Source organism: Saliphagus sp. LR7, from assembly GCF_003344565.1.
Classification (GTDB): Archaea; Halobacteriota; Halobacteria; order Halobacteriales; family Natrialbaceae; genus Saliphagus; species Saliphagus infecundisoli.
The window spans coordinates 18464-38339 of record NZ_QPND01000013.1 but is presented as its reverse complement, the minus strand read 5'-3'; the positions used below and the strand labels follow the sequence as shown (position 1 = coordinate 38339).

The window sequence follows — 19876 nt, the reverse complement described above, 5'->3', positions numbered from 1 at the left end:
CGCACCGAGTCCAACCCCCTCGGTGGTGTTGATCGTCCTCACAAGGAGCGAGAGGATTCTGATGAACGGAGATATCGATCAGACAGCTGACGGCAACGACTCGGCGAGTGAACTCACGCCGAAACAACGTGTCGAGGCCACTAACCCACGGGTGTTGGACGCCTGTATCGCCACCATCCACGATCTCGAGACGCTCCAGGCGTGTGTCGCCTACGAAAACCAGCACCAACAACGCGTCCCGATCCTCGAGATGCTTGCCCGACGTGCCGAAGAACTGCGCGAAGAAGACGAGTCGTGAGCGATCCCACAGCCCATCCCGACGATTACAGCAAGTCGGCTGGGTTTCGCCGCCTTGTGCAACAACGGGCGGGATACCGGCAACGATGTTGCACAAGGCTTCCAGCAACCGGCGCCGTCCGATGGTGTTGTTCACTCCCTCAGAGAGGGGTGGAGGGTTGACAGATGGCAAATCGACCAGAGATCACGATCCAGCACCAAGCCGCGTTCACCGACGACGGTGAGCTCGAACTGACCGACGAAAGCGTCGAAACCTCCCTCGAGGATTTCGGCGCTGACATCAGCCATCGCGACCAAGAGACGCGTCTCGATCGCCCCGCTGCCAGTCAGTTCGGTGTCGACGATCGCGTCGAAGTGCGCCAGTCGGAGGCCGACGACACCGATCAGGCGTCACTGTTCGCGGATACCGCCGACGACCAGCAAACGCTGACGGGCGAGGACGCCAGTGCACAATTCCTCTTCGATGACTGACCACCAATCTCCACGCAGGAACCCGAGAGCACGCGTTCTCGCGCTAGCCGCAGCGGCCCCGAATCCGCCGACCAGTGGGGAGTACGCACACGGTGAGCCGTGTCCTCGCTGCGGGGCGGCAGTATTGGCTGGACGGTTCGACGAGAAGGGAGAGCAGTTTCTTGAGTGCGAGCGGTGCTTGTACCGTCCAGATCAGACCACCACGAGTTCGTAACCAACCGCGTGGTGGTGTTGATCCACCTCACAGAGGGATGGAAGGTTCCACAGATGGCAGATCATCCAGACGAAACGCCAGTACAGTCCAACAACCAGGTGCGACTTGTACTCACGATCGACGGGAACACTCTTCCTGACGACGCTTCCCCAACCGATCTCGCTGCGCTGAGTCGCGAGCTCACCGCTGAGGACATCAGCCTCAGCACGGGCCACCAGTACACAGAAATCGACGATCGCTGTCCAGAGTGCGACACGAAACTCGAAATAACCAGGGTCCAGCCCGACGCAGAAAACGGGGCACATGCACCCACTCGTTGCTCAAACGACGACTGCGAGTGGGCCGGGACGGCGGTCTATCGGTTGATCGACCTCGAGAAGCGGGCTGACGGGATCCCCGAAAGTGCCGTCGCGAACGGGGGCGCACAACCCACGTATTACCCCTACTGAAATGTCCTCGACAGACCCATTCGCCGACTGCGAACTCGGAGTCGAGGACATTCTCGGCACGCGAACGTTCGAAAACGTGCTTTTCACACCCGAGACACCAACGCCAGTAGACGTCCGGACCGGCGAGACGCCCGACCGCTCGAACACGACTCTCGAAGGCGCACGGGAATTCGCCGCAGACGTGGGCGAGGACCGAAACGCTCCGTACGTCCCGTTTGCGGCGTCAGTCGAATCTCAGATCGAAACCTGCTGTAAACCGTACACGGCGGCCGTTTTCTACCACTTCAAAGCAACCGGCTCGCTTGCACGCCACCGTGCGTACGCCGCTGCCTACGACTCCGATGCGTTCACTGTCGAGTTCGACTGTGATTTTGCCACAGGTGATCTCACGATCACCGTCGAACGCGTACATCCTCCCTAGCGTAGCGTTGGTCGTACTCAGCTTCGCTTCGAAGACGCCACTATCCGGTGGTATCCGATGGTATCCGGTGGCGTTGGTTCCCTCCCGACGAGGGAGCGGAGGAGTTAGAACATGTCCGTTCAGACCACGACTGCCAGCACAGGCGACGAAATGACGTTCTTCTTCGGTGCAGCAGGCGGCTCCGCCCAGAAAGCGCTTCGCACGCTCGGTGAATCGAACGTGATGCTCTCCTACCAGACGAAGAACAACCGACCGTGGGACGGCATCGAGACGCTATTCATCGACTCAGGTGGGTACAGCCTGATGCTCGCAGAAGGCACCCACGAACGTGCCGACCCGTACCTTGATTACGTCGAGGAGGTCGATGCCGACCTCTTTGCAGTGCAGGATTTCCCGTGCGAACCCGACATCCTCGACGAGTACGAACGCAGCGTCGAAACCCACCAGCGGCTCACGGTCGAAGCAGCTGCGGAGGTCCTCGTTCGCTCCGACGAGCGGGGGATCGACGCCGAGCCTGTGACCGTCGTCCAGGGATGGGAGCCTGAAGAGTACGTTCGTCACGTCGAGATGCTCGAACGCGAGGGCTGTCTCACCGAACACGTTGGAATCGGGTCGGTCTGCCGGCGGAACGCGACTGACGAGATCCGCGAGATCATCCGTGCCATCGATCAAGCCACACCTCCCAGGACGAAACTCCACGCGTTCGGAGTGAAGCTTGAGGCACTGCGAGACGAGCAGGTTAGGAATCGGCTGTGGAGTGCAGACTCCACTGCCTACGACTACTGGGTCGATCCCTCGCCGCTGCCCCACTGGCAAGCAGTCGCTCGCGAATATCTCGACTACAAAGAGAAAATCCTGCGAACAACACAGGGGGACGAGGACGCCCCTCCAACGGTCGATCCCACCCAGCAAACACTGGGCGCAACACCGATCGACGAGTAGCCAACCGAAGGCGAGAACGGATGAGGGTCTCCAAACGAGCGTCGACCAGTTCGAAGAGCGTGAGCAAGCACTTCGGGGCCAATGGCAGACAGCGATCGAAGACTCAATTCCTCGAACCTGCAGCCTCCGTCAGTTGCGGTGTTACAAAAACTCGGCATGCTGGTCTTCCCATTCCCGGTGCTTGCCGATTGCCTGTTCTCCCGCGTCGCTGAGTGCGTAGTAGTTGGTTCGACGGTCGAGTTCGCCTTTTTCGACGAGACCCTTCTCGGCGAGTGTATCGAGATTCGGATAGAGACGCCCATGATTGATCTGCTGGCTGTAGTATGTGTTGAGCTCTGATCTGACCGTCTCACCCGAGGGTTTGTCAAAACTGGCAATGGCAAACAACAGGTCACGTTGAAAGGCTGTCAAATCGTCCATGGTTCGGGATTATAATACGTTCAATATAAATGTTTCACTCTCAATGAGAATAACGAGTCCAGACAAGCTTCGGTATGATTCTGAGAAGCGGGAGAAACGAGAGACCAAGAGATTTCAGGATCCAGCGGTCTGCCCGCTTTCCCAGTGAGGGTCGGCAGTGGTGTCGATTTCGGTCCCCACAGGGGGTGAGATCAATGAACTCGAGTTACACTGGAACGAGCGAGGGTCCCGACGAGTTCCGGCCCAAAGACGCACCGTTCATCGTCTGGAAAGGTGAAGCGAGGACGGACGTAGCCAGATCCGGTCCCGAGTATCCCCTCCTGGAAATACATATCGATAACGGGGTGTGGACCGTGGTCAAAGTGTTTCGTGCAGTCTCGACTGGAGACGAGACGGCAAGTATCGAACTCCCCACGGAAGTTGTCGGTGGGGAGTCGTTCGAAACCGGAGCCGCCGCGTTCCAGCGAGCGCGCGAACTGCTCCCCGACGATCCCCACTACGCCAAAGCGACCGCTGACCCAGAGACAGATGCCGAGGAGGAGGACACCACCACATTAAGCGATAACGCTGAGAACATCAAACACAGGCAAGACGAGGCGGAGATCGGCGGTTCTGACGAGCAACGTTCGCTCACTGATTGGTGAGAGAGGGGTCCACGCAAAGTCGTCCATCGAGGACTGATCTGCCATTTGACGCCCACAACAGTTTTCCTCGAAACTGTCGAACACCCGAACACGAGACCTCAGTGGCTGGAATTCCCCTCTTCGATGTTGTTCGAGATGATCTCGAGCATGTCGTCACCTACCCGTTCTGTGTTGGGTGTATATTGATCGTGATCGGTTCGATGGCCGCACTGGGAGGATCCATTGTCGCCCAGTACATCGGCGGCGACGTGCTGGTAGCCTGGCACATCTTTTCGCCACTAGGAAACTCGTTTGGAGAGTTCAGGTGGCTCTCTCCGATGCTTGGAGAGGAAACGATCTTGGTCAGCGTAGTGCTCCACGACCAGTTCTGGGTTCTGCCGGGGCTCATCCACGCGATCGGACTGCTTCTGTGCGGTGTCGGGATCGGGCTGGTTTTGTGGGCCGCTCTCAGGTAACTCGACTGGAGGACCAGCAGACGGACTGCCGGCCATAGTTCGAGACTCCCGCTACTCGTCAGTCCTGCTGGTGTTGTTCACGCACTCTGAGAGCCGTGCGAGCGCGGGTGAGAGTCCTCGAAATACCGATTCCGGAGAGATTCACTCATGTCAGAACCAACCAGCCAGCACTCGGTCGAACAGTTCCACCATTGCCTCGAGACGGGAGACGAATCAGGATGCTCCTGTCCGATCCACCGTGATCGAGAGCGCGAACCGTTCACCGCTCCACTCGGATTGTCCTTCGCCGACCGGGTGAGTGTAGAACCGATCACGCGCCAGCAAGCCGCCACAATATACGACGCCCACCACGCCTATATGGACAGCCTCCCGTCGGTGAATCTCGCCCATCACGGCCTCTATTACCGGAGCGAGTTGATGGGCGCGATCACGTACCGTTACCCGCTGCTCTCGAAAAAGCGACTTCACTTCGGACCTGACGGCAACCTCTTTCCCGAGCCGATCAGTGACTCCGACATCGACCGATTGCCACCCGAGTTACGAACCACTGCTCGGCGGATCATCCCCGCTGTCAGCGACACCGACGTCGCAGCCACGACAGTCGTCCCTGGCGATACGATCGTCGAGGCGGCACGAGTCTGTCTCGGCGTTCGGATGGCGAATCTCGCGAGCGCGACCCTCGCCCGAAGCCAAGAGCGATTCGTCCAGAGCCCCGCCTGTGAGGACGACGTGCGCTACCTGCTCACGTTCGTTCGTGCGGACTACGACGGGGCGATGATTCGAGCGTTGCGAGACAAAGGGTGGATCTGCACCGGGTGGACAACACCCTCTCAAGCAGGGAACCGCGAGGATAAACCGATCCGCGAACGCTACAAGTGGCGGTTTCTCTGTCCGGTCGACCCACCCGAATCGCAGGCAACCGTCGATCAGTGGTTGTCATGAGCTAGGTTGCCGACAGAGGTGGCTTCGGCACCGAAGACAGGTCGACGGAGCCGGTATATCGATCTCGAAGCTGGGCGCCACGATACCCACACACGAACCTGAAATTCGGATTAACGTGTCCGTCATCTATTAGTATTCGTCATGAGGGGATTGATGTATCCTATGAGCCAGGCGGCCCAGCTGGAGCGACCGTACGAGAACTCCTCGACGGATAAGACCGCAAGGGGTTCTCATTGAGGTTACGTTTATTTCATTTGAACCTGATGGGTGGAATATGGACCGCCGACAGTACCTCGGCGCTGCTGGAACGGCGCTCGCAACGGCCACCCTCGCCGGCTGTGTCGGCTCCGGTGACGAAGACGCGGATGGCGTTTTTGTTGAGACCGACGTGAACGGCCTAGACCTGGACGTCGAGTTCACGGAGGACTCCGACATCCGGGAGGTGAACCTCATTAACGACGGCGAACTCGGGAGCCACGCGACCCTCGCGGCCGGCGAGACCCGCACGACGGTCCCGCTGATCGACTACGGTACCGGCACCAGAAGTGTTCGCGGGATGTACCGGCCGGGGGAGCAGACCCTCGTCGCGATCGACGCGGACGACGACGAGCACGAGCATGACCTGACTATCGAGCCTGCGTCGGAGATCGTCGGCGTCGCTATTCTCGAGGAGTATCCCCACCGACTGGCGTTCCGCATCGAGAACGACGGCACCGGCCCCGACGTCCTGGCCGACGTCTCTGTCACCGGCGACGACCTGGCCCAACCGTTCGACGTCGAGGACGGGATCGACGCGCACACCTTCCTGGAACCGCCGGCAGAGGATGCCGCAGCGGCCGCTCACCTCCCGCTTCCAGCCGGCGAGACCATCGAGGTCGTCCCGTCCGATGACTTCCTGGGCTTCCCCGTCGCCGTCGACCGCGACCCCGATGATCCAGAGGAGTACGACAGCGTCGAGGAACTCCAAGAAGAGTGGGGCAGTGAAACCACCGACATCGATGTGGTCGTTGAAGCCACCGTCCACAAGCTCCTCGCCGACGTCGAGATCCGCTTTGAGGGCGACCTCTCTGAGCAGAGCGGCCTGAGCCACTTCCACAATTTCACCGACCTCGAGATCCTCGACGTCGCGACCGACACCGAGGAGTTCTAGCCGACCGGCCCCCGCTGACCCCGGCCCTCCTGACCTCATCCGCAAAGCTTCCGACGTGGGGGGTTCCTCGAACTCATGAGCATACCAGTTCAGCGGTACGGCGATCAGCAACTCGTCCCGGCGATCAAGATCGTGGTCGGGAGCTTTCGCCCGGCCCGCCCCCGTCCTCGTATAAAACCTCAATCCTCGTCTGTCTCGTCATCCGTCTCCTCGTCGCTGATCGTCTGTGACCTTCCCACTTCAGACCCGTACTGCACGGCGTCAGGGTTGCTGAAGGAGAGCCAGTCCTCACGTGTAAACCCGCCGGGGTGGTTCTCGTTGATGTGTTCGGCTAGCCCGGCGATCCCCTCGATCGTCCAGGTGCAGTCGGGGGACGGGCACTCGTAGAGGCCGTCAGTCATGCGTATTTCTTCCGCCGCTGGCCTCACCAATGTTCGGGTCCCGGTGGGTGGTTGCTGCCACTTAGAGGTCGACGTACTGGTCTTCCCACTCGCGGCGCTCTCGGATTGCGTCGCTTCCGGCCTCAGTGAGTGCATAGTAGTTCGTCCGGCGATCGAGCTCGCCCCTCTCGACGAGTTCGTGATCAACGAGTGTGTCGAGATTTGGATAGAGACGACCGTGCTGGATCTCGGAATCGTAGTACTCCTGGACTTCGTCGTTAACGGTTTGGCCCGAGGGCTGGTCGAAGCTGGCGATCACGTACAACAGGTCGCGCTGGAATCCAGTGAGGTTATCCATACTCAAAGATGGAACTTAACGCACACAAAAATTACGGATTATTATAATAACGGGCTGGCTGATAAAATTGCCTTCCGGACGCCGGAGGTGTTGATCGACCCCCGAGAGGGGTGGAGGGTTTCAGAGATGAACGATCGACCACCAACGGCAGTACAGACCACGAGCAGAGGCGAATACTGATGTTCGACAATCTTCCACCGGGTGTCCATCCCGAGAATTGCGAACCTGATGAGCCCGAACCACCTGCAGATCCGGATCGCTACTACGAGGCCCGGATCGAACGCGAACTCGAACAGGAGATGGAGGCCCGCTGATGGGCGCTGTCACCTTCGAGACGCTTGCGTTCGGCACGACCGCCGACGAGGCGTTCACCAGTGCCGTCGAGGACGCCAAGCACATGCACGGCCACAGCGGCTACACGGGAACAATCGCCGAGAAGACGTCTTTCACCGTTATCCCCGAACACGAGCACAAAGGCCGCCAAAAACTGACCGTCGCTCGTGAACTAATCGATCAAGAGGACCAGCGGATTCAGCGCAAGCGTGGTCCCGCCGGGGCGATCAACTGTTCTGGAACGAAAGCCGCCAAACGGTATCGCGAACAGCACGGACTCGAGGGCAAGCACGGCGATGTCTGGCTCTTCTTCGGCTGGGCCGCCCACTAACCGATCGACACGGCATGGTGTGTTGGTCACTCTCCTGAGTGCTGAGAGAGTCGAACTGGATCCCTCAGAGTTACCCCACACGTGCCGGCGACGATTTCGCTCGTGGGGTAACTGAGCGGCAACTTACCGTCCTCTCCGCGAACTAACCGATGTCACGATCAGTACACCCCACGACAAGCAGTGGCGACATCGCTCCAGAGGTCGAACACGCTCGACAGGCAGACTACGTCGCCTTCCTCCACCGTGCACCGTTCGCCGTCGACGCTGCGAACATGGGGTTTCTCACTGGCTATCGTGAGGACTGTTCCTACCAGCAAGACCAGTACCTCGATCTCGAGCTCTCGGTGGGGATGCTCGATAACGACTTTCGCAATCCCGACCTCAAGCGCTATATCGAGCGCTTTCGCGAGTGTGAACCCGACGTCGGCGTGATCGGTGATGCATATTCCACTGAAGAGGCCAACGAATACGTCCAGGCCGTCCGAACGCTCCAAGAGGAGTATCCCGACACTGAGATCATCATCGCCCCCAAGTGTCGAGAGGCACTCGACGTCATTCCCGACGATATCACGCTGGGATATTCGTGCGGAGCCGCAGACCTCCTCGCTTACGAGTTCTCCGATCCCGCTGACTGGCGCGGGCGGCGCGTCCACCTCCTCGGCGGCAGTCCATACAAACAACTTGATGCGATCGAGCAGCTCACCCGGCCAACGCTCACTGGGGATCCGCCTGCTCAGATCGTCGGCGTCGATTGGAACGGGCTGCATCGTGGGGCGCAGTTCGGTGAGTTCTGGACCGCTGACGGCTGGGACGACAGCGGTCGTGACGCCGATCACGTCACCGTTCGGAAGCTCGTGCGCCATAGCCTCGGTCGGATCAAAGCCTTCTGGCAAGCACAGGGCGTCTGGCCCGAGACGGGACCGTCCGGCGACAGCGAGCCTCTTGAGTACGAGGGGCCGACGCCGAGCGATCTCAAACGATCGGCGTGTACAGCCTGTTCAGCGAACGTCTGGACAGCTGAGCGTGGCCCGATTGTTGCCGAGTACGGTACTGGTGACGTTCGAGGGTACTGCTCACACGAGTGCTACTTCGAGCACCGAACGCGGAACCGCCTCGAGGAAGCCGTCGACGAACGCAGTGTCTTCCTCCCCCAGTGAGCCAGGTTTCACTTGAAATCCGGTGTGTGCCGACGTGGTGTTGATGTCCCCCTGAGAGGGGTGAGGCGCTTTCGAGCAGGCGAGAGCGTCAATACGAGTGATTCCAATGTCTGTGAATACAGAGTCGACAGCATCGTTCGACGAGACCGAGACGCGAAGCGACGAGATGAACAGCACGATCGAACAATGGGTCGAAGACCTTGCGAACGACGTCGACGAGGCGGCGGCCAGCGAGGAATTCCAAGAGTGGCTCGACGTCCAGAGTCGCTTCCACGACTACTCCCACCGCAATACGCTGTTGATCAAGCTCCAGTGTCCCGAGGCAAGTCGCGTTGCTGGGTACAACACGTGGCGAAACGAGTTCGACCGGTATGTCCAGGAAGGCGAGAGAGCGATCTGGATCTGGGCACCGATCATCACCAAGCAGTGTCCCGAATGCGAAAACTCGCCGAGTTATCACGACAACAGCGACTGTGAGTACAATGAGACACCGCCCGAAGAGTGGTCGAAAGGCCTCGTCGGATTTCGACCCGCCTCTGTGTTCGATATTTCCCAAACGGAAGGCGAGCCGCTGCCCGATCTCGAGACCGAGGCGACTGGTGACCCCGGTGAGCTGGTCCCGGCTCTCCTCGAGAGTGCAGATTCGCTGGGGGTCGAGACTCGGATCGTCCCTCCAGACGAGTGGAGCCACGGGGAAGCGAAGGGAGTCTGCAAACGCCGGAGTATGATGACAATGCGGCCGAAAGTTGAAGTGAAAGATCGAAAGAGCCGGGCCGATCTCGCGAGCACGCTCATTCACGAGTACGCCCACGCACTTCTTCACTTCGAGGTCGAAGACGACACTGAACGGTCGAAACGTGAAGTCGAAGCCGAAGCCGTCGCCTACGTGGTCGGGCGCTATTTCGAGTTGGACATGAGTGGGTCGGCGTTCTACCTCGCGGCGTGGAGCGGTGACAATACTGAAGAGATCACCAGCCGACTCGGCCGTATCAGTCAGACGGCCCAAGAGTTGATCGACATACTCGAAGAACAGTACTGAATCGCGATACAGCAGTTGATTGGAAATGGTCTCATTTTCCCAGACACTGAACAATCACTGGGTCGTCCCTGTCATCTGAACCCGCCACATACGGATATTTCTTCTAGTCATGGTCTGATATGTACTCTATGACTCAGCAATTCCGAACTCTTTTCCAGCGTCGTTGAGCATGAATACGACTGCTTGGAGAAGTGCTTCTTCAGTGGTCTCCGTGCGTTCTAAGAGTCGCCAGACCACGTACCGCTGGCGCTCAAAAGCTTGCTCTCGCTGATGAAACTCTACACCGGTCCGAATGGAGACTGCCTTTGGAGTTGGCGTCAAATCATGGAGCTGATGCGGTGGTTCATAAGGATACTCCGAGTCCGTCTTGGTGCGATCCGGGAAGGGTTGTGAGACCATCTGCCAGTTCTCGAAGTCGCGTGCTTCATCTACTAATTCTGCCATCATTGTCTCCTGTCCCGGTGTTTCATAGAGCACGAACGAATCCGTATTGAGCACCTGGAGGAGATTTAATTCTCTAATGTCGCGGCTACGAGTCAACGAGACGTGCCAGTCACGGTTCGCTTCCACGAAATACGTTCGCGGGTCGTAGAACAGGAGGCATAACTGCGGCGAGAGAGGACAATAGACTTGTAGACCAGCATTAGCCATTCCAGCATATGCCAATTCGCGGTCTTCTTTGAACCGGGGGTTTGCAAAGACGACCGGCGCTTCCGATGTAATGAAGTTTATGTCTGTCTCATTTTCTAACACCACACAGGCGAGTTCATGCATCCCGATCGGGGCGAGGATACCATGCATCATCATGAAGTGATGCGAGCGCTGTACGGTTCGCTTGAACTGGGCGTCTTCAAGATCAGTGTATTGGTCCGGGTCGTAGCCAGCTTCGGCGACGTCCTCACGAATACCCTCGCGGAAGTAGTCTTCCGAAGAAGCGCGGATTTCATCGCGCATCAAACGAGTGCGCTGTCGTTGCGTGAATACAAAGGAGAGAAGAAGGCGCTGTCCACCGACCGAAAGAGATCGGAGTGACTCGCCGGTACGAAGAGAATTGAAAGCGTCAGCATGCGCGCCTTCGAGTTTTCCGAGAACTGGTTCGATAAAGGTCTCCTCACTGTTGAAGTAGGATCGGGAACAAAGACGGGAGATTGGTTCTGACGGGATTTCTCGCTCCGGTTCAATCAAATAGATTGGAAGCTCTTTATCGTCTGACCAACCTTTGAGATAAGATTCGGGGACATAATGTTGATTCTTGTAAGAAGGCATCGTCGATGTCGAGCGGTACACGCGACTGAGTTATTCCACACTCAAAAATCCGTACCATCAGAGATGACACTCTCTCACATCAAGAGCAAGCACGACAATTCCGAATTTCTGATAGAAACAAAGCAGTGGTTAGACCGATGCGTTAATACGCGGTCTCTGACGGCTTGGCGAACTCGTCTTTGATGAATACGACGTTGATGCCGACGCTCGCCCGAATCCGATCTCTATCGTTGTACATATCGGAAGCGTCGCTTGTCACGATTCGCTGAAGGAAGTCCCTGTCGCTCAACCACGCTACACTCGAGAGAATCACCATGTCAACGTATCCATCAACAAATTCGAGATGATCAGTATACTGTTGCCATTGCTCCTCCCTCACGTCTTTTTCGCGTACTCGTTTGCGAATTGCCTCGCGTTTTTCCCGTGCCTGGGTTTGAATCGTATCGCACAGGGTTTCCATCACTTCAGCGGCGATCTCCGTGGTGATCGGTCGCTCATCAACTTCCTCTTCCAGAAAGCCTCGAATCCGTGGACGGATGTATTCCTCAATGAGATTCGGATCCGTCTTCTTCTTCACCTGGCTTTCCACCAAAAACGAGTCCACAAGCGTCTCTAAATCCAACTCGTCATCAGTGAGCGACTCCATTTTTAAGTCTAGATTGAATTGGGCGGCACGAATCGGGGAGAGCTTCTTTCCAAAGACGCCCTCTTCCGTATCCCAATCAACGTCCGCCTCTTCCAACGAATTCTCCCGAGTCCGGTTACAGTAGTCGTAGATGACGGCCTCATTGACGAAGAGCGCGTTTTCGGTGTCGAAGAGCCGCTCGGCTTCGTCCCTCCAGGCATCGTGTAGGAAGGTGAGCCCGATCAATAGACCGTTATCCAAGAAATATCGCGCCATGGTTCACCCGGTTACCTCGATGTCAAGGAATGGTACGATGAAAGCTTCTCCCGCTTTCAAGGCAGTTTCCGTGTTCCGAGCATTCTGGCGAGCATTGGTTCGCTCTCGTTCCAAAAGATCGGCCCGCATCGTCTTTTTTTCGGCTTCTATATCGAAGATATTCCGCTCCACCTCAATCTCGTCCCTAGAAACGCCATTATTCTCACGGGAGGCTAACTCCAAGCAAAACAACCGCCAGAACTTCGTCGCAAGTCGATCAATCTTTTCCGCATTGAAGTCATCGTCATTTAATTCAGCTCGCATCACCCGATACCAGATCATCAGATCGTCTTCGTAGGCAGGGAAGTCGGCTGTCGGGAACGCTTGAACGAATAACAGAAGATTCCGCCGGATCTGTTTTCGATTATTATCTCCAAATAGAGTGGCTTGGTTTGAGTCAGCGGCAACCTCGATTTGCGTATCTAACTCACGATAGATCCGTTGTACGTCGTACGGAGCCTCTTCGTACATTTCGTCAGTGATGCCTTCCAGATTATTGCTATAGTACTTGTCGAGGCTCCGTGACACCGCCTTCCTCGCTTTCCGAATTGTCCCATGAGATGCCTGAATATCCTCAATGCCAGTGTCACATCGGATCCGTTGTCCACTACCCGTAGAAATAGTACGAATACCTGTATTTGCGGTCTTCACCTCTGCCCCATACATGTACCAAAAGTACGGGATATCAGCGGTGACGTTCTCGTCCTCGAGTTCCTTCGCGGCAAAGTAGAGGATCTTGTTGAACGCTTTCGGTGGAATTGATCCAGAATACGTTGATTGGTGTTCGTTAAGCAGTATTGCGGTGATTTCTTCCAACGATAGTTGGGGACTCATAGGAGCATCTTGTCAAAACAAAGTAGAGGTGTTGTAAATAACCTCGCCCGAGAATGTCGATTTATACGGAGGTTTTTTCTCATATACTTTCGTAGTCCTATTCACTGTGTCATGGGAGGATCTTGAGGGACAAGGTGAGGCGAGCCATCACCGCGGAGAGGTCTATCGCCAAGTCGTAGAAGAATACTTGGAGTCGGGCGAATTTCTTCGGCAAGGTGAGCCCTATTCGGGCACAAAAGACATTCGTCTCACACGACCGGCGCACAATGAGGAGAAGGTGTTCCGAGTTGAGACGAAAAATACCAAGGCCAGAATTGGGAGCAAGTCATTCGTAACCGAGGTGGCTCGTCACTGCTTAGATTTCCGTTTCGGCGATGAAGAGTTTGAGTGGTACATTTTCGCGCCCGAGTATTCGAACCCAGATCGGTGGCGGCACGTTTTCGACGGGCGAATTCGCCGTGAGGACAAGGTGGAGGACTACTTCGACGAGATCACTGAGAAACACAATCTCACCGAGGAGGAAGCTGAGAAATTTGATGAACTGAACGTCGAAGACTTTCGAGAGTTTATCGAGATTGTCGCGCTGAAAAAGGCCACATCTGGTCGTCTCCAAGAACTGCTTCGGGAGAATACAAAGACCGATCGTGCTGAAAAGAAGTGGGAGTTCTACATCCAGGAAAACGAGCCCAAGTACGAACCGACTGATTATCTCCCGAACTTCTTCAAGATCAGAGCGTATCCGGACAGTGTCTGGGAAATTCAGAGCCTGGAAACTGGACTAAACGACGTGTTTGACGCTGTTCCCCGGTATTTTCCTCTTTGGATTGAGGGGACCAGTGCGTACAGCCTAGTGGGTCCGGAAAACTTGCCGGCGGAACTAGAACCGCTTCTCAAGGTAGACGACAGCATTGAGCACAAGTTCGAAACGTGGGCCTTCGAGGACGGGGCCGCCTCTGACCGACGAATTGTCACCGGGTTGTTGAACAAACAACTGGTTTGGCGTGGGACTCAGCTGCACGAGGAATGCCGGGCAGTGCGCCATAATGGGACATTCAAACTCATCCTCCCTCTCCCGGAGGGTGGACATGTCCAAAAGACTCTCACGGGGGAAATCATCGATCCGGACGATGCGCAAACCGAGAAAGTAGAGGGCTACACGGTTACACGGGATATGGGACGAGGAATCGGGCATAGATATGGTCATCCTGAGGTCAAATTGTACGGTCGCCACGGGTACGCGTTTATTTCGACAGGCTGGTTGTTCACAGCGGAGGGCAGAGGCGATTCAGTAATCGAGGGTGATGCCGCAGACGACCTTCATAACAGCCTCGGGAAGAACAATTACGGGAAGACGCCAAATCGACGAGCGCAATTTCGACAGTGGCGACAGTATCTCCGCATGGGGCAGGGTGATGACGAAAAGCTCGTCGGTGAGGAATTAGCCCAAATGGACGCCTCTCAGTGGATGGTGTTCAAACGTCCACAAGAACTGCATCTCTCGATGCGGCCTCCGAAGAATAGCGAGGAACGGGACGAGCTTATGGAGGTGAACTAACTGATGACAGGTGACCAGTTCCAGTTGGAACGACTCGAGGAACCGAGTCTCGTATTCGCGGGCGGCAGGGAGAAGAAAGACCCGCGTGCTGGAATATTGGAACATGGTCCATGCCCGCGGTCCACGGAGGACGTTGCTGAAGTTGTGAATGTCGGCATCGTCGGCGATAGCCGTTCAATCAGCATGATGGAAGGGCTACTGCGGGCGATGCGCGGTGGGATTGAGAGCCGGCAGAAGCGAAAGCGCTGGAAACCACCGTTCCCGGGGCTTGGTGTCAATTCTCGTCTAGGATTTGACTACCAGCTTGTGGAGCAATGGAAGGGCCGGATTCGTGATGACAAGATGGAGGCGCTAGAGGATGTACGCGGGCGAGATGAGCGAGCTGAGTTCGCGTTTAAGCACATCAAATACCAGATTCAGAGTATCTGCAACACGACGCCATCGCCCGACGTAATCTTCGTCACGATTCCTGAGCGCATCGTAAAGGCCTGTTCGGACCCGAACACAGACACAACTAAAATTCGCACTGAAAACGGGAACTTCCGGAGCCGACTCAAGATCGCGGGGATGGAGAAGCATACCCCGACGCAACTCATGTCGCCGGAAGTGCTTCGGGACACGCGTGACGTTCAGGAGCGGTCCGAAGTCGCGTGGAACGTCGCGGTCGGGATGTTGTATAAAGCCCGTCGCGGGCGTCCGTGGAAGCTTGGGAAGCTCCGGAATCAGACTTGTTACGCGGGGATTTCGTTTTTCAAAGAGCGCGGTGAGGATCCAGAGATGCGGGCTTCAGTAGCGCAGGTCTTCATCCCAGATGGCCGGCATTTTGTAATTCGTGGCGATCCTGTAGAGGATATTGCGAGTGATGAACCGCAGACGCACTTGTCGTATGAAGATGCGAAGACCCTGGTGGAGGACATCTTAGAGAACTACGGGAGCCACATGGATGAGCGGCCGCGGCGACTGGTGCTCCATAAGTCGTCGAACTTCTTGGACGAAGAAGCGCGTGGCTTCCATGACGGGGCAGAGGACGTCCCAGAGAAGGACTTTGTCACCATTCGAAAGAAGCATCCTCTTCGCATTTTTCCCCCGTCTGGTGATCACCCAGCGCTTCGAGGCACCTTAGCTATCCCTCCAGGCGAGAAGGAGTACTATCTCTACACAAAAGGGTACGTGCCTGAACATTCGGTGTACAATGACCCGGGGACGCCAAATCCGATCGTCATCCGGCCGCACACAGAGTACTACACAGGTGACTATACCCGGATTTGCGATGAGGTTCTAGCTTTCACAAAGCTCGACTGGAACAGTTCTGACTTCTGTAAGCGAATCCCGGTCACAATCGGTATCGCAGATGCAGTGAGCGACATTCTGGCAGAACCCGAAGCCTCCGACGTCAACCTTGAGACACACTATTATTACTACATGTGAATTCACTCGCTTCACAAGGGCTCGACCTACCTCCTCATTGCAGAGTATTAAAAGACATTACGGTTTTCGTGGGATTGGTCGATTCGCCATTTGAGTCGGTTGCCTTTCACCTGCATTATAGAACGTCGTCAATTCCCGCCTATGCAGAGATATAAGCCGTTTTGCCCCGAAATTTCGGTATGGAACCCGTCGACTCGGAGTACCGCCACCTCGAGAATGGGACACACTTCGTTCGCATAGTCGATTCGTACTCAGACGGATGGTTGGAGTACCAGACTCCTGTTTCTATCGATACAACCGACTGGCGATAGGTGGCTGGTGTTCTAATGAGTCTGGTCTCTAGGGTTCCACGCTCGTCGCCACCCCCGCCCATCGGAATGAAACTCATTGCTGTCGTGCCCTCGATGCAAAAACATCTCTCGGTTAGGAGAAGTGCATACAGCGGGAGTACCGCCGACTGGGAGCAACTCTTGGCGCTCCACCGTGTGTTCACAAGCATGACCGAGTTGGAGATCCACGAATACCGCGATTACGACCAGTTCACTGCGGACTGGAAGGATGACGACGTCGCGACACAGCAGGTCTGGCACCTCCTTGGTGAACTCGAGGATGACGAGCTCTTGGTGCACCTCCCCGAGTGGCTCGCCGAACAGAAGGTCGGGTTCATCGATGGGGCAGTCCCGACGGCGTTCGTTGGCCGGATCACTCGTGACACCGATGACGCGATTCGATTTGGTAATGCAGCGGACGCGTCATCATTGCAGAAGGTCGCCCATCGAATCCACCAACTCGAGGAGGGTATCAAGAACGCTGGCGACGATGACTCTCGTCGAGAATGGCTTGAAGATCGGCTGGAGGATAACCGTGAATCGTTCGACCAGCGGGAGGACGCCGTTAGGCTTTCAGAAGAGTGGCTCCCGAAGAGTCAGATCGAGCGTGCAGTACGACGCCGTGCGTGAATAGCAAGACAGATGGAGATCCTTTGCTGGTAGTTTTTGAGCGAGTCGGTGATTTCTCCGAGTGTGTCTCCTTCGACTTTGAGCTGCATGACGGCGGTGACGTCGTATCTGGCTTGATTGTAGTCGATGACTGATGTACTCACTTTGGCGTAGTTTTATGACATTCAGGTCAGACTAGGGTTGTATATGACGGATGACTCGCAATCGCTTGAGGATAACATCGTAAGCAAGTTCCTCGACAATTTAGAGTCGTCCGATGAGGTTACGGAGGAGGTTTCGAGTGCTATATCTGACCTCTCCGATGAAGGTGATTTCGGAGGCCGAGATCAAATTGCAGATTTGGCATTAGAGGCGGTGAGTGAAGATGGAGATTAAGGAACTCAAGATCCACAATTTTCGAGGGATTCATGAGCTTAAGAAACAGCCAGAAGGCGAGAACATCGGTCTAATTGGGCCGAATGGGGCAGGGAAAAGCTCCGTCATGGATGCAGTCGATTTTCTTCTCACCGGGGAGGTTCAGCGAATGACTGGGGAGGGAACTGGCGATATTTCAATTGATGATCACGGCCCGCATGTAGACAGCAAGCCTGAAGAGTCGTGGGTGGAGATCACGTTCTCGAACGGCTCCGAGCAAACCACGTTGAAGCGGACAGTCAATGACAACTCGTTAGACTACGATGGTGATCTTCCTGACTCCCTTGAGCTTCTTATGGGCGCTGCGGAGAGAGGCCAACATCTGCTATCTCGAAATGAGATACTTAATTTCATTGTCTCCCGGAAACAGAACCGGTCTGAGCAGCTTCGAACCCTTCTCAAATTAAGCGATATCAAGGAGAAACGGTTGGAGCTCCAAGGCGCAGCGGACAATTTGGATTCTGAGGCAGACCGGAAAGAAAGGGAATACGAAAGTAGCCAACGGCGCTTGTTTGAGCTTTTTGAGGAAGAGGCATCCGACTTAGACGATGTTCGGGAGAAAGTTAACGAGTTGAGAGGGGAGTTAGACGGCGATCCCCTAGCAGAACTAGATCCAGATACACCATTCCGAAGCGAGTTAGAATCACCGACAGATCGGGCCAGCGCTAGTCCGATACAGTCGAAGCAGACCAGGGAGCTATTAGAAAAAATCAAGGAGTGGTTCGAGAACGAGGTTGAAGGTTTCCTTGAGGTAGATTCCGAGCTTAGAGAGAAAACAGTGGCTGTACGCTCTGACAAGGAAGCACTACGGGCATTAGACGTCTTAGAATTGATCCAGGACGGTAGACAGTTCCTTGATGAAGACGCTGACCGCTGCCCTCTCTGCCTTACAGACTGGGATGCGGATGATCTGGAAACACTTCTAGCCGAGCGAGAGGAAAAAGCATCCAAGGCTAACGAGAAGATGGAAGAGTTAGATGGTCTTCGGCAGGACGCTCTTTCCCTACTAACCGAGATCCGAACCGCGGTAGAATCACTTGTAAATGTTTTAGACCAACACGAGGACTTTGATACAGAGGATCTCGATAGCTTTCTTGGCGAACTTAAAACGTACGAAGAGGAGCTGGAGGATGGTATTATCGACGAACTTCCCCACGAGGAGTCCACTAGAGACGAGAGAAAGAAGGTTCTCTGTCCTGATGACGCTGTAGACTATATCTCGGATTTAACGAGTAGAGCAAAGGAACTGCCCGAACTCGACGCACTCCAGGATGCCTGGGACGTTCTGAACTCGGCCTACGAGAACTACCAAGAGATCTTGGAACTGGGAGAGGTGGCAGAGAAATACCGAGAAGCCGCCGATCAAATGGACGAAGTTCAGAAGGAGTTCATCAACGCACGTGACAACGTCCTTAACAAGACCTATGAAGCCATCACGGAGAAGTTTGAGGAATATTACAAGACGATACACGGAGAGGAGGAAGAGTTTTCGCCTGAAATAAGTCCAACTGAAACCGGGTTAGATATCCAAGTCGGATTCCACGGTCGGGGCAAGTATCCGCCTCACGCACTACACAGCGAAGGCCATCAAGATAGTATGGGTCTCTGCCTCTACCTCGCATTATGTGATTACTTGGAAGGCGGCGAACTCCCCCTGATAATGCTTGACGACGTCGTAATGTCCGTAGATGCTGAGCATAGACGGCCTCTCGCAAATCTCTTGAAAGATGAGATCTCCTCAAACTTCCAGATACTGATTACTACACACGATGAACTCTGGTACCGTCACCTGAAAACGGTCGGCGTGCTTTCCCGGAAAAGTACGATCAAGTTCTCGAACTGGTCTCTTGAAGACGGTCCCCAGATACTCGGCCGTTCCGGCGATGAATGGGACCGTATTGAAGAACTCATGGACGAGGGTGATGTCCAGGCAGCATCATCCCGCCTTAGGCATACTGCGGAGTGGTTCCTTCGTGAAGCATGCCACCAGTTTGGGGCGGAAGTGCGATTCAAATCGGATTCTCGTTGGACGCTGGGTGACTTTGCAGGACCGGGAATGTCACGGTACAAGGAACTACTCAAGCAAGCGAAGCGTGCCGGTAATTCCTGGGGGAACGACATCTCAGATATCAATGAGCTGGATAATAAGCGAAGCGATGTGTATTCCAATTTCGATAGGGAGATGGGCGCAGTCAATCCCAACGTACACTTCAATGAGAACGAATGGGCCACGTTCTCCGTAGCAGAACTCCGGCCAGTCGTCGACGCTTTCAAAGAACTCTACGACCTGTTCTGGTGTAGTAACTGTAACTCCTGTCTATCCTTAGTCGAAGATGGATTTGATGAGGTAGCCTTCAAATGTTCCTGTGGTGGTAAAGCAAACTGGACTCTTGAAGAGCAGTAATCGCTTCTACGGCGTCTCGTGCGTCGTTATAGGCCGGTTCTGATGATTTAGACCAAGAGACCGGGCGCGAGTT

At 55.6% G+C, this 19876-nt stretch carries 24 protein-coding genes; 18 read left to right on the top strand and 6 right to left on the bottom strand.

Features of this window, described 5'->3' with window-relative positions; translation table 11 throughout:
• Positions 1–61: 61 nt before the first annotated feature.
• The 5 genes from DVH23_RS16180 (at position 62) to DVH23_RS16160 (ending at position 2794) form a co-directional block, all read left to right on the top strand.
• The gene (locus DVH23_RS16180) at positions 62–298 is read left to right on the top strand and encodes a hypothetical protein (protein WP_114578535.1); all 237 of its coding nucleotides are present in this window, start codon (positions 62–64) and stop codon (positions 296–298) included.
• 164 nt (positions 299–462) lie between these two features.
• Positions 463–768 (top strand): hypothetical protein, encoded by a 306-nt coding sequence (locus tag DVH23_RS16175; RefSeq protein ID WP_114578469.1) that lies wholly within the window; start codon positions 463–465, stop codon positions 766–768.
• A 267-nt stretch (positions 769–1035) separates the two neighbouring features.
• Positions 1036–1431, top strand: coding sequence for a hypothetical protein (locus tag DVH23_RS16170; protein WP_157972425.1), 396 nt, complete (start codon positions 1036–1038; stop codon positions 1429–1431).
• A 1-nt stretch (position 1432) separates the two neighbouring features.
• The gene (locus DVH23_RS16165) at positions 1433–1852 is read left to right on the top strand and encodes a hypothetical protein (protein ID WP_114578467.1); all 420 of its coding nucleotides are present in this window, start codon (positions 1433–1435) and stop codon (positions 1850–1852) included.
• A gap of 111 nt (positions 1853–1963) precedes the next feature.
• On the top strand, positions 1964–2794 hold the full coding sequence (locus DVH23_RS16160) for a hypothetical protein (RefSeq protein WP_157972424.1): 831 nt from the start codon (positions 1964–1966) through the stop codon (positions 2792–2794).
• Positions 2795–2935: 141 nt separating this feature from the next.
• Here DVH23_RS16160 and DVH23_RS16155 read toward each other — a convergent pair whose 3' ends face one another.
• On the bottom strand, positions 2936–3214 hold the full coding sequence (locus DVH23_RS16155) for a PadR family transcriptional regulator (protein WP_114578465.1): 279 nt from the start codon (positions 3212–3214) through the stop codon (positions 2936–2938).
• 194 nt (positions 3215–3408) lie between these two features.
• On the opposite strand from DVH23_RS16155, the gene DVH23_RS16150 reads away from it, so the two are divergent.
• The 4 genes from DVH23_RS16150 to DVH23_RS16135 all read left to right on the top strand — a co-directional run bounded on the left by DVH23_RS16150 (position 3409) and on the right by DVH23_RS16135 (position 6405).
• Entirely contained in the window at positions 3409–3858 is a 450-nt protein-coding gene (locus DVH23_RS16150; protein WP_114578464.1) for a hypothetical protein, read from the top strand.
• A 101-nt stretch (positions 3859–3959) separates the two neighbouring features.
• Positions 3960–4313 (top strand): hypothetical protein, encoded by a 354-nt coding sequence (locus DVH23_RS16145; RefSeq protein ID WP_114578463.1) that lies wholly within the window; start codon positions 3960–3962, stop codon positions 4311–4313.
• Between the two features lie 147 nt (positions 4314–4460).
• The gene (locus DVH23_RS24320) at positions 4461–5255 is read left to right on the top strand and encodes a hypothetical protein (RefSeq protein ID WP_198667955.1); all 795 of its coding nucleotides are present in this window, start codon (positions 4461–4463) and stop codon (positions 5253–5255) included.
• A 274-nt stretch (positions 5256–5529) separates the two neighbouring features.
• Entirely contained in the window at positions 5530–6405 is an 876-nt protein-coding gene (locus DVH23_RS16135; protein ID WP_114578462.1) for a hypothetical protein, read from the top strand.
• 179 nt (positions 6406–6584) lie between these two features.
• Here DVH23_RS16135 and DVH23_RS16130 read toward each other — a convergent pair whose 3' ends face one another.
• Together DVH23_RS16130 and DVH23_RS16125 are read right to left on the bottom strand one after the other, a co-directional pair.
• Positions 6585–6806, bottom strand: coding sequence for a hypothetical protein (locus tag DVH23_RS16130; protein ID WP_114578461.1), 222 nt, complete (start codon positions 6804–6806; stop codon positions 6585–6587).
• A 61-nt stretch (positions 6807–6867) separates the two neighbouring features.
• Complete coding sequence (locus DVH23_RS16125; protein WP_114578460.1) at positions 6868–7143, bottom strand: PadR family transcriptional regulator; 276 nt, start codon at positions 7141–7143, stop codon at positions 6868–6870.
• 179 nt (positions 7144–7322) lie between these two features.
• Between DVH23_RS16125 and DVH23_RS25040 the strand changes: the two genes are divergently transcribed.
• The 4 genes from DVH23_RS25040 to DVH23_RS16110 all read left to right on the top strand — a co-directional run bounded on the left by DVH23_RS25040 (position 7323) and on the right by DVH23_RS16110 (position 10003).
• The gene (locus tag DVH23_RS25040) at positions 7323–7457 is read left to right on the top strand and encodes a hypothetical protein (protein WP_255565262.1); all 135 of its coding nucleotides are present in this window, start codon (positions 7323–7325) and stop codon (positions 7455–7457) included.
• Positions 7457–7807: a hypothetical protein gene (locus DVH23_RS16120; RefSeq protein WP_114578459.1), complete on the top strand. Its 351-nt coding sequence runs from the start codon at positions 7457–7459 to the stop codon at positions 7805–7807. Before DVH23_RS25040 ends, DVH23_RS16120 begins: the two co-directional genes overlap by 1 nt.
• A gap of 149 nt (positions 7808–7956) precedes the next feature.
• Positions 7957–8964 carry a DUF6610 family protein gene (locus tag DVH23_RS16115; protein ID WP_114578458.1) on the top strand — a complete coding sequence of 336 codons (1008 nt, stop codon included), beginning with the start codon at positions 7957–7959 and terminating at the stop codon, positions 8962–8964.
• Between the two features lie 106 nt (positions 8965–9070).
• The gene (locus tag DVH23_RS16110) at positions 9071–10003 is read left to right on the top strand and encodes an ArdC-like ssDNA-binding domain-containing protein (RefSeq protein ID WP_114578457.1); all 933 of its coding nucleotides are present in this window, start codon (positions 9071–9073) and stop codon (positions 10001–10003) included.
• Positions 10004–10129: 126 nt separating this feature from the next.
• Here DVH23_RS16110 and DVH23_RS16105 read toward each other — a convergent pair whose 3' ends face one another.
• The 3 genes from DVH23_RS16105 to DVH23_RS16095 all read right to left on the bottom strand — a co-directional run bounded on the left by DVH23_RS16105 (position 10130) and on the right by DVH23_RS16095 (position 13043).
• A complete protein-coding gene (locus DVH23_RS16105) occupies positions 10130–11290 on the bottom strand; it encodes a DUF4238 domain-containing protein (protein ID WP_114578456.1) in 1161 nt (386 codons plus the stop codon).
• Between the two features lie 121 nt (positions 11291–11411).
• Positions 11412–12140 carry a hypothetical protein gene (locus tag DVH23_RS16100; protein ID WP_198667954.1) on the bottom strand — a complete coding sequence of 243 codons (729 nt, stop codon included), beginning with the start codon at positions 12138–12140 and terminating at the stop codon, positions 11412–11414.
• Between the two features lie 33 nt (positions 12141–12173).
• Positions 12174–13043 carry a hypothetical protein gene (locus DVH23_RS16095; protein ID WP_114578454.1) on the bottom strand — a complete coding sequence of 290 codons (870 nt, stop codon included), beginning with the start codon at positions 13041–13043 and terminating at the stop codon, positions 12174–12176.
• 469 nt (positions 13044–13512) lie between these two features.
• Here DVH23_RS16095 and DVH23_RS16090 point away from each other — a divergent pair, with 469 nt between their 5' ends.
• From DVH23_RS16090 to DVH23_RS16070, 5 genes are all read left to right on the top strand, one after another.
• Complete coding sequence (locus tag DVH23_RS16090) at positions 13513–14598, top strand: hypothetical protein (RefSeq protein WP_157972423.1); 1086 nt, start codon at positions 13513–13515, stop codon at positions 14596–14598.
• 3 nt (positions 14599–14601) lie between these two features.
• Complete coding sequence (locus DVH23_RS16085) at positions 14602–16026, top strand: hypothetical protein (RefSeq protein WP_114578452.1); 1425 nt, start codon at positions 14602–14604, stop codon at positions 16024–16026.
• Between the two features lie 326 nt (positions 16027–16352).
• Positions 16353–16985, top strand: a complete 633-nt coding sequence (locus tag DVH23_RS16080) for a hypothetical protein (RefSeq protein WP_232833783.1) — start codon at positions 16353–16355, stop codon at positions 16983–16985.
• Positions 16986–17171: 186 nt separating this feature from the next.
• Complete coding sequence (locus DVH23_RS16075; RefSeq protein ID WP_114578451.1) at positions 17172–17360, top strand: hypothetical protein; 189 nt, start codon at positions 17172–17174, stop codon at positions 17358–17360.
• Complete coding sequence (locus DVH23_RS16070; RefSeq protein ID WP_114578450.1) at positions 17350–19803, top strand: AAA family ATPase; 2454 nt, start codon at positions 17350–17352, stop codon at positions 19801–19803. The genes DVH23_RS16075 and DVH23_RS16070 overlap by 11 nt, the downstream gene beginning before the upstream one ends.
• The last annotated feature ends 73 nt before the right edge of the window (positions 19804–19876 follow it).